General features: G+C 62.9%; 11 protein-coding genes and 1 tRNA gene. 4 read left to right on the forward strand and 8 right to left on the reverse strand.

Annotated features, from left to right (window positions below):
• Positions 1-177 precede the first annotated feature (177 nt).
• The 4 genes from AC1DRP_RS31665 to AC1DRP_RS31680 form a co-directional block, all read right to left on the reverse strand.
• A complete protein-coding gene (locus AC1DRP_RS31665) occupies positions 178-1038 on the reverse strand; it encodes a hypothetical protein (RefSeq protein ID WP_476770569.1) in 861 nt (286 codons plus the stop codon).
• Positions 1039-1074: 36 nt separating this feature from the next.
• Positions 1075-2862, reverse strand: coding sequence for a phospholipase D-like domain-containing protein (locus tag AC1DRP_RS31670; protein ID WP_476770570.1), 1788 nt, complete (start codon positions 2860-2862; stop codon positions 1075-1077).
• On the reverse strand, positions 2862-3713 hold the full coding sequence (locus AC1DRP_RS31675) for an AAA domain-containing protein (protein ID WP_476770571.1): 852 nt from the start codon (positions 3711-3713) through the stop codon (positions 2862-2864). Before AC1DRP_RS31675 ends, AC1DRP_RS31670 begins: the two co-directional genes overlap by 1 nt.
• A 78-nt stretch (positions 3714-3791) precedes the next feature.
• Positions 3792-3882: transfer RNA gene (locus tag AC1DRP_RS31680), tRNA-Ser, on the reverse strand.
• 92 nt (positions 3883-3974) lie between these two features.
• On the opposite strand from AC1DRP_RS31680, the gene AC1DRP_RS31685 reads away from it, so the two are divergent.
• A complete protein-coding gene (locus tag AC1DRP_RS31685; protein WP_441507887.1) occupies positions 3975-4379 on the forward strand; it encodes a hypothetical protein in 405 nt (134 codons plus the stop codon).
• Between the two features lie 73 nt (positions 4380-4452).
• Here AC1DRP_RS31685 and AC1DRP_RS31690 read toward each other — a convergent pair whose 3' ends face one another.
• Positions 4453-5433, reverse strand: coding sequence for a glycerophosphodiester phosphodiesterase family protein (locus AC1DRP_RS31690; RefSeq protein WP_476770572.1), 981 nt, complete (start codon positions 5431-5433; stop codon positions 4453-4455).
• 105 nt (positions 5434-5538) lie between these two features.
• Between AC1DRP_RS31690 and AC1DRP_RS31695 the strand changes: the two genes are divergently transcribed.
• Both AC1DRP_RS31695 and AC1DRP_RS31700 read left to right on the forward strand, forming a co-directional pair.
• Positions 5539-5820, forward strand: a complete 282-nt coding sequence (locus AC1DRP_RS31695) for a type II toxin-antitoxin system HigB family toxin (RefSeq protein WP_441507889.1) — start codon at positions 5539-5541, stop codon at positions 5818-5820.
• Positions 5817-6962: a helix-turn-helix domain-containing protein gene (locus tag AC1DRP_RS31700; RefSeq protein WP_476770573.1), complete on the forward strand. Its 1146-nt coding sequence runs from the start codon at positions 5817-5819 to the stop codon at positions 6960-6962. Before AC1DRP_RS31695 ends, AC1DRP_RS31700 begins: the two co-directional genes overlap by 4 nt.
• A gap of 71 nt (positions 6963-7033) precedes the next feature.
• On the opposite strand, the gene AC1DRP_RS31705 is transcribed toward AC1DRP_RS31700, so the two are convergent.
• Together AC1DRP_RS31705 and AC1DRP_RS31710 are read right to left on the reverse strand one after the other, a co-directional pair.
• Positions 7034-7264 carry a hypothetical protein gene (locus AC1DRP_RS31705; RefSeq protein ID WP_441507891.1) on the reverse strand — a complete coding sequence of 77 codons (231 nt, stop codon included), beginning with the start codon at positions 7262-7264 and terminating at the stop codon, positions 7034-7036.
• 111 nt (positions 7265-7375) lie between these two features.
• Positions 7376-7651: a PilZ domain-containing protein gene (locus tag AC1DRP_RS31710; RefSeq protein ID WP_476770574.1), complete on the reverse strand. Its 276-nt coding sequence runs from the start codon at positions 7649-7651 to the stop codon at positions 7376-7378.
• A gap of 242 nt (positions 7652-7893) precedes the next feature.
• Here AC1DRP_RS31710 and AC1DRP_RS31715 point away from each other — a divergent pair, with 242 nt between their 5' ends.
• Positions 7894-8355, forward strand: a complete 462-nt coding sequence (locus tag AC1DRP_RS31715) for a hypothetical protein (protein ID WP_441493055.1) — start codon at positions 7894-7896, stop codon at positions 8353-8355.
• Positions 8356-8444: 89 nt separating this feature from the next.
• Here the strand turns inward: AC1DRP_RS31715 and AC1DRP_RS31720 are convergent.
• Positions 8445-9183 (reverse strand): anti-sigma factor family protein (locus AC1DRP_RS31720; RefSeq protein ID WP_476770575.1); only part of this gene is annotated, 739 nt, incomplete at its 5' end.

Here is a 9183-nt window from a genome sequence, read left to right on the forward strand (position 1 = left end):
ACGTCTACTGGAACGTCGTTGCACACGTTGAGGCACCCAACCCGAACATCATCATGAGGCGCTCGACCTCGGAAAGGACCATGACCCCGGCGATGACCGCGCGAAATCGGAGGTTGACAGCTCCCCGCAATTAAAGGGCCGAAACACAGCGGCTCTTCGGACGTTGGAGTGAGCGGGTCAGAACGCTACTTCGAAACGTTTGCCGATGTCCTCAATCGCCTTCCCCAGAACGACGAGATGGGCCGGACTGTTCAACATCGGATAGAGTTGAATACGGGAAATCAGGTACCCTTTCGCAGGGCCGTCCGCTGCTTCACCGATCGCAATCTGCAACGTATGCGCGGGGTGCAGATCAAAAGGTGAGTCGACATTCGAATCGCCGACATACTCCGCCACGTCGTTGCTACGATTCAAGATCAGATCAAGCAAAAGAGGCTCAAACGCGTCAAGCCCTAGTGTTGCGACCGCAAATGCGTGAGCCGTTTTCGCGAGTGATCGGAGGTAATGGAGGCGATTCACCTCTCCTACCTTCATGGCGACATGGCTTACACCCTTTTCTTCTCCAACGGCTCGGCAAAGGGAATTCGCTACGTCTTTCTCCACAAAAGTCCAGGGGCCGCCGTTTTCATCAATGGGCTGATTAGGAACGCGCAAAAGACGTGGTGGTGGCGACGCCCATAGGCTGAACATGACCGGTATTTCTCCGATCGGCATTAAGCGGGAGCCGAGATTTCTGACCAGCTCGCCTTCCGCATTCGCTTCAAAGAAATGTAGCCTCGCCTCCGTAGGGCGATCCTTCTTGTTCCGCGTAGGCGCATCGACCTGCGCTCGGAATATACCTAATTGCTTCTTGAGCACTTCCTGCTCATACGGCTGGATGATCTCTTGGCACGTCTTGCAACACGACTTTTCCAAAATGAGTGTGTTGGCCGCGAGGGCGTAAGGGATAACGTGCTCGTCGGTGAGCGCCGGGCTTGGGTCATAGCAGTAGATACATTTMCCTGGTGAAGGGACGCGCCGAGCTTCCCGCTTGTCCAAGTCAAATTCCGACAACAGCACTTTGGTATCGCCCGTTTATTTGTTGCCCGATGGCTGTGACGCCGTGCTCAGATGCTCTGGATAGATTTCGGCAAGGCGTTTCCAGGCAATGTCCCCAATATTGGGCATCGAAATATGAACCCCCACGTCATTCCAGGGCGCATCTGGCATAACGGATCCCGAGGTCCAATTCAGGCTCGTGACGACTAGGTCGTCGCTGTCCCAAGCGAGCAATTTGCCATGGAGTCGAATCTTTGCTTGACCAAGGCGCACGCCGTTTAGGGCTGCTTCCTCTTTCAATGCTCGCGCGTGTCGCTTTTTGAGTGGGCCTGCCGGCACTGTGTAGAGGATCACGACCTCAACGTTCCGTCCTGCGGCTGACTCGCCTTGCATGAGCGCTCCAGGTCGTGCGGTCGAACCAAGACGATCGCAACCAATCAAGAGGCGCTGTTGTGCATCCTGAGAGGCACGTAGCACGACATCTTCGTGAGCGGCCCCCGCAATAAGAGCGACCTTGTGTGGGCCACCCCGAGGCGGCTCTCGGCGCAAATCAGTGACAGTGATTGCCAGTTCGTAGGCCAAACTGTCCGCGACAGCACGACGCGCAGCCAGCCGCTGAACCAGTCGACAAACGTCTGCAACGAGATACTGATCACGCAATATCGCGGAAATCTCTACGGCATTGAAAGGCGTTGAAAGCCAATTGCAGGATCCCACAACCGCCAACCAGCCATCGTGCTCGGTGTCGAGTAGCAGGATTTTAGCGTGCGACCCCGTGCTTCCCATATGGAACGTAATCCGTCCTCTTAGGTCTGGGTCCTCGTGAATCCGCTTGGCGATGGAAACTGCGTTTACTCCCGATCGGGTAGGGTTTTCATCTTCGTCATTGTCACCCCAGAGAAAGTCGATCTTCACACCCCGCTCGCATGCCTTTCTGAGGGCAGGGAGTAAAGCATCGAAGCTTTTCGTATCGAGGAACGTCGAGTGGATGATCATTCGTCGATGTGCACGTTCCAGCATCGACATTAGGCAATCCCGGTGAGCGGCGCCTCCGATCACGAGGTCTTCTTCCTTAAACTCGCAATCGTGCTGTGCCGCGCATTCGAGAGGCTGCTCGCGATGACCGCCATAGGTTACTGGGATCTGGCGAGTGCCAGCGGGTCGAACGGCCGCATCCAAGATTAGTTGGCGTAACGGCTCTCCAGCTTTTTCGGGTATACCGCGTACGCTCCCATCAATCACCGGAAACACCATGAACTCGTCCTGGCGAACTGATGCTGTCCGTGGATCTATGGAGGCAATCTGCTCATCCCAACCACGCGTCGCAATCTCAGACAAACGCGCCAAGTTCGCTTCGTGGGACAACGATGGTCCTCCACCAGCGACGACAACAAATCGGACCTCCGTTCCCCCATCGAGATGGCGGTGGAGTCGCTGGGTACTGGGAATCGTCACATGAGAGGCTGGAAAGAAGTCGCCCGTAGCGAATTCGACTACAAAATTCGCCTGCTTGGTGCTTCGCTTGGGAAAGACCGGCAAAGGATTGCCCCCGCTCACCGAAAGCATCCCGAAATCACTCACCTGGAAGACGGATCCCCGTTCTGAAAGGGCAACCTCTACAAGGCGGAACCGCATCAGTCGGCTCAGAGAAGCTACGACGATCTGGTGAGGAAGCCCCAAAGAGGAGCTCAAGCTGCCCATCGGTTGGGGCTCATTATAGATGGCCAACAACAAAGCCTCGTCCACAATGCTCCAGGCGCGAGATGTCTCGATGACGACCCGACAGGAGAACCGGGCAATCGGAATCGCGATTAAAGCGCTCATCATTTCGCTCGCAATGCCGACGGGCGGACTTTTTGCGCCTTGAAGTGGGCGCCGCGCTTTGCTTTCGCTAAGCTATTGATGGTTTCGACCACCTTGGTCAAAAACTGCAGCTGATGCGGTCCGTTCTCCGGATTCACCCCCCGCACCGCCTCGCGCAGAAAATCCAGACTGCCGACGATTACCAACTGCGATTTCGCACGGCTGAGGGCGACATTCATTCTCCGGGGGTCACGCAGGAAGCCCACTGCTCCCAGTCCAGCTCGGGAGTTATTCCGAACAAGGGAGAGGATCACCAGGTCCGCTTCGCTGCCCTGGAATGAATCCACAGTTCCGGTGAACGCACCGTCCGCGCGAACTGATTGGAAGGCCTTGAGATGGCGGAGCTGCGGTCCTGACATGCCTACTGTTATGCGTGCATGAATCGCCTCCGCCTGGGCCTTGTATGGCGACAGGACGGCCAGCGTCGGCGTTTCGCCTTCTACCGCGCGTATGTGGCGCAGCACGTCGATCACTGCATCCACCTCGTCTGGATTCCAGCGCTTGCGGGGATTTTCGCGTCCTGAAGGTTCGCCAGAGCTGAGTGCTTCATCGAGAAGGGCCAGAGCAAGCTGCCTTGTCGGCTTCAGCGGCCTTTCAGATCGCAGCACCGCATAAACGTCATCGACTCGAACCAGCAACTGCAGCGCTCTCCGTCTTGCCAGGGCAGCGTCCCGGGTGCGCAACGATCTGCGCAACTGAGAAGTCCCAAGGAGCTCGGCCAAATCTACCGGGACGGCCTTACGAATCCACCAATGCAATCCTCGACGATGCAGATACATCGCGCCCCCGAATCGATATGGGGATCCTCCCATCCCGGCTGTGACAGGCCGCTGTGTCAGAACGCGTGGAACTGCGAGCCACAAGTTCCAACGATTTCAATGACTTAGGAGTGGCGGAGACGGAGGGATTCGAACCCTCGATACCCTTGTGGGGTATGCTCATTTAGCAAACGAGTGCCTTCAGCCTCTCGGCCACGTCTCCGTTACCGGCTCTATGCCCGATTGCCCGGCGCTTTGACAAGCCGTCAGTGTGAAAGATTATCAGCCATCTTCACCGGGCTGAGGAAATCGCCGATGCACGCTGCCCTGAAAGTGATCGTGTCGCCCGCGCGCGGAGGCAGCCGCCTGCGCTGTCTTGGGGCCGGGCTCGCCCTCCTGGCTGCTGCCGCGATTCCGCCTCCGGCAGTGGCCCAGGCGCTGTTCGTGGCCTGCGACAATGGTTTGCGCTGCGTGCAGGCGCCCTGCCCTTCGAAGGATGTCGTTCTCGTGCCGTCAGGCCGGCGCTATGCGAAGACCGATCCCGACCTCTCCAGCCTGCCGGCCGCGGATGCTGCGCGCCGCGACCTCACCAGTGGCCTCTATTCCGGGCGTCTCGTCCTTTCCGGCACAGTGGAGGACGGACCGCCGGTGCGAATCACGGCGACGAAGATCCTTCGCCGCGCGACTGCGCATGAGGCTGCCCTCTGCCGGCGCCGCTGAAGCATCGGCCGGAAAAGTGGATTGCGGTTTTCGGGAAAGCCGATGCAATCACAGATGATCTAAGGACACGCCGTCAGCGCGTCGGCTTCACTGCGCCGGCAATCACGGCGATCTCGTCGGTCCAGATCCCGCCTGAATAGCCCGCGGGCAGACGGGACAATTCGGCGAGCGTATCCAGGCCCGTCGAAAAACCGCCGCCCTGATAGGGGCCGAGCGCGAAGACCTGGGTGCCGGCGCTGTCGAGACGGTTGAGGAAGCGGTTTGGCCAGCCCCAGAGCCATGGGGCGATGTTGATTGGCACCAGGACGATCGTTCCCCGGCAGATCTCGGGCATCACGCCGGTCCAGCCATAGGCGACATAGCGCGTCAGGCAGCCGATCTGCGTGCTCCTGGACATGGCCGGGATATCCGGTCGGAGGCGCCGCAGCGTCTCGACCGGCTCGTCGCCGCCATAGACGATCAGGCGCGCACGGGCCTTAGGCGGCAATGCCCCCAGGACTGCGGCGAGCTTCTCGCCCTCGTTCCTGTCCCGGCTCTTCACATTGATGGCGAAGCGCCGCCCGGGAAAAGCTGCAAAGACCTCGTCGAGCGTCGGCATCATGCCGATGCCCTTCCCGCGCAGCGGATGGGTCCTGCCACCATCGGCGGTATAGCCATAGCCGACATCGAGCGCCTTCAGCTGCGCCATCGCGTGCTCCCGCGTGACACCCTCGCCGTTCGTCCGACATTCCAGGGTCCAGTCGTGGAAGACCGCGAATTGGCCGTCGGTGGTCGGGTGCACGTCGAGCTCGACGATATCGGCGCCGGCCTCAAAGGCTGCCCGCATGGATGGCAGCGTGTTCTCGATGAAGTCATGGCGCGGCGGCAGCATGCGCGCGGCGCTGCAGACATCGGAGYGCAGGTCGGTCTTGTCGTAGAGCTGGGTGATGCCGCGATGGGCGAGCAAGGTCGGCCGGCCCTGCGGCCGGGAGGCCAGGAGACTGCTGTTGCTGATCAGGATGAAGAGCGTGAGGAGAAAGAGCGCGGCGAGCGCAAGGCGTGGGAGACGGCGCATCACTTCATCCTTTGAACCGCGGGCGCGAGCGCCTATCAATGTTCCCGAAAACGGGAGCATGAGAGCAATTGCTCCCAATTATGGGAACATTATGATCGCACCAGCATGATCGTCATCGGAGCCTCGGCCCTGGCCGAGTATGGCGAGGCGCACCCACAGGCCGGCTCTGCTCTGCGCGCCCTGAATGCGCTGCTGCGGCAGGCGAGCTGGCGGGCGCGCGACGAGATTGCGCGCGATTGCGGCGCCGTTGCCCGCTTCGTGAGCGAGGATGCGGTTGCGCTTGCCTTGCCGCATGTCGGCTGCAGCGTTGCCTTCAGGGTCAATTTCGAGCTGGGCGTGATCCGCATCACCGCGGTCACCGCCCTCAACGAGGAGGACGCAAGGTGAGGGAGCGCGAAACCCTTCCCGTCAGGCCGATCAGGAGCGAAGCGGATCATCACGCGGCGCTGGCCGAGATCGACCGGTTGTTTGCCGCGGAGCCGGGCTCCGCGGCGGCCGACCGGCTCGAGGTTCTGTGCCTGCTGGTCGCCGATTACGAGCGCAAGACCCATCCGATCGCGTCGCCGGACCCCATCGCCTATCTGACGCTCGCGATGCAGGCCAAGGGGCGGACGCAAGCCGACCTCGCCGAGCTCCTCGGCTCGCGCTCGCGCGCTTCGGAGGTCCTGAACCGGCGGCGGCATCTCTCGGCCGAGATGATCGCCAAGCTCGGCGAAGCCTGGGGCGTGGCGCGCGAGCCGCTCTCGGTGCCCTATGCGGTGGCGGGCAGCATCAAGCGCACCGCGCTGCGCGGCGCAGCCCTGCTCGGCCTCCTCGCGGGCCTGAGCGCATCGGCGATCGGCGGCCTGTTCTGGGCTCACGGCGGGGACCTGCCGAGCACGGCCGAGATCGCAGGCTATGTACCGCCCGATCTCGAGCGCTACGGCCGGGATGGCGGCCTGACGGCGTATCGCCGGCCGGTGCCGCTCGCGACCATCCCGCCCCATGTGGTGAAGGCCTTCCTCGCGGCGGAGGACCAGGACTACTACCGCCATGGCGGCTACAGCCTGCCGGCCATCCTGCGGGCCTCAGCCCAGAACCTCGCGAGCCTGGGCGAGAGCCGGACGCCGGCAGGCGCCGCAACCATCACCCAGCAGCTCGCCAAGAACCTGCTGCTGCCGGGCCAGCCGCCCTCGCTCGCCCGCAAGGTGAAGGAGATCGTCCTGGCGAGCCGGATCGAGGACGCCCTGAGCAAGGACCGGATCCTCGAACTCTATCTCAACCAGATCTATTTCGGCGGCTACGCCTATGGCATCGCGGCGGCCTCAGCCCAGTATTTCGGCAAGAGCCCGGCCGATCTCGGCGTTGCGGAAGCCGCCTATCTCGCCGCCCTGCCCAAGGCGCCGAACACCTACCGGCTCGACATCGCCGACAACCGCGGTCGCGCCAAGGAGCGGCGCGACTGGGTGCTCCGACGCATGGCCGATGACGGACTGATCACGGCGTCTGCCGCTCAGTTCGCCCAGGCCGAGCCACTGATCGGGCCATAAGATCGACAGACTTCAGCTTGCGATGGCGCTCACCGTCCTTGCTCCGGGGCGGCGCAGCGTCAGGATTCAGGCTAGTGGGAGATCGGCACCGTCGCCAGGAACTGCTCGACCGCCAGGGGCACGATATCGACATCCGGCTGCGCATTCGACAGCCCGGCAACGATATAGCCCAGCCACAGCCTCATGCTCTCGCTGCTGGCGGCCTGGAAACAGAGTGACGGCTCGATATGAGCCCAGGCGATCTCAAAGGCCTCGCGCGCTGTTGCAAGTTCGAGGAGTTCGGGAAGGGAGCTGAACGGCATCGGGCACCTCCGGCACCCGCGAAACTCAGCATCGAACCCGACCTGCGGCAAGATGACGAATTCCGACCCAGGGCCCCCGCCTCTCGCAGAATGCCACAGCTCTCGCAGCGTTCAGTCGGGGCGCTCAGTGTCCGCGATGAAGGTCGCGCCGATCGAGTGCTGGCTGCGCCAGGCGATCCGCACGCAGCTGTTGATGTGCAGGGCCGGAGCGATCAGCCTGAAGACGTCTGGCGCCTCGAACCCCATCGGCACGCGCAGCTTGACGCCGGACACCGAGACATCGCGGATAATGCAGGGAATCTCGTTGTTCTGGCCGGGAAGCCRGATTCGCGCTTCCTGCACAACCTTCTTGCGGTGGTGGCGGCGCTCTTCAGTCTGACCCGGCAATTCGCAAATCCCCGCCACGATCGATCGGTTCAAGTCTATCTGGAACCTGCGCCCGGCACGTTAACCGATGACGTACAGCCCGCGAAGAGTCCGGGCAAGCTTGCCGGACCATCCGGGCCGCCAACCCACAATGAGTTGATCGACTTCCACATGACAGGCCAGCATGGATGGGCGGCGACGCGAAGCCACCGGAGCGCCATGGCTCTATGGGCGTGAGCGATTGCCGTGGAGGAGAAGAGATCATGCGCCATTCTCTCAAGCTGAAATCGCTTCTCATGCTCTTCGCCCTCCTAGCGAGCGTCGTGGCGCCCCTGCCCAGCCTGGGCACGGCCGAAGCGCAGGTCCGCTCCTCCAGCTCGCCGCAGATATCGGGGCAGACTGTCCGCAGGGGCCACCATTCCAGCGCCCAACGGCCCGGCAACGGGGCGCATGTCAGCCGGCCGCAGCACCGTCCGTATAAGCGCCCGTCGCATGTCCATCGGCCGAGCCCGCAGGTCCGGCATCATCGCCCGGGGCCTGTGACCGTCGTTCACCCGCGGCGTCACTGGCATCGCGGCGGAGCGGTTGCAGCGGGGGCGGCGCTCGGCTTCATCGCCGGGGCAGCGGCTGTCTCGCTCGCCGGCCCGGCGCCGCGCGCGGGCTATTGCTGGTACTACACCACGCCCCAGCGCATGACCGGCTTCTGGGACTGGTGCCCCCGCTGAGCGGGTGCCTCGCTCCAGCCGAATGCCCAAGGTTACGCGCCGGAAGAGCTCGGGACCATCACCTCGGAAGCGGTGAGCGATGCCGGTGGTCACCCCTTTTCGGCGGCGCGCGCCTGGAACAGCCGCACGAAGGCATCGAGCTCCGCCCGCTCCAGATCGGAGATCGCCCAATAGGTGAAGGCGCGATCCTCCCAGGTCACCAGTGAAAACCCCCGTGCCGAGCTGCCGCTGGGCCCGGCGGGCGGCTGGGACGAGACAGCGCGCGGCAAGGCGACGACCGAGATCAGATGCTCATTGTGGCGGTAGACGAGGGTCGGCGCGACGTGATTGCCGATGACATCGATGCGTGCGCCGACGAGGGGAAAACCATCCCGAGCAAAGTCGTCGGGCGGCGGAGACAGGCCGATCTTGGCGTCAAGCCATGGCTTGACCTGGTGTCGATCGGACGAGGCCATGTCGACCGGAGTGGGTGCGATGAGGGCCCGGCGGTGACTGCTGGCGATGTCGCCCGCCATATCCTCCGGCGCCACTCTCGACACGCCCCAATAGGTTCCGCCCCCGGCCAGCAGGCTGGCGATCAGAGCGGTTGCGGCCAGTGCGCGCCAATCGAAACTGCGAGCCGGCCGCGCCGATGCATCGGCGCCGATCGCAATGACACGCTTGCGCAGCTCGGCACTGGGCTCCGGCCGGGGCAGCTGCCGCATCGCGCTGCGCAGGGCAACGATCCGCGCCCTTTCCGCCGCGAGGGGCGGATCGGTTGTGAGGCGGCGCTCGAGCGCAGATGCACTGGCCGCATCGAGTTCGCCATCGACGAGAGCGTGCAGAAGC

It is taken from the genome of Allobosea sp. 01N443 (assembly GCF_056399325.1).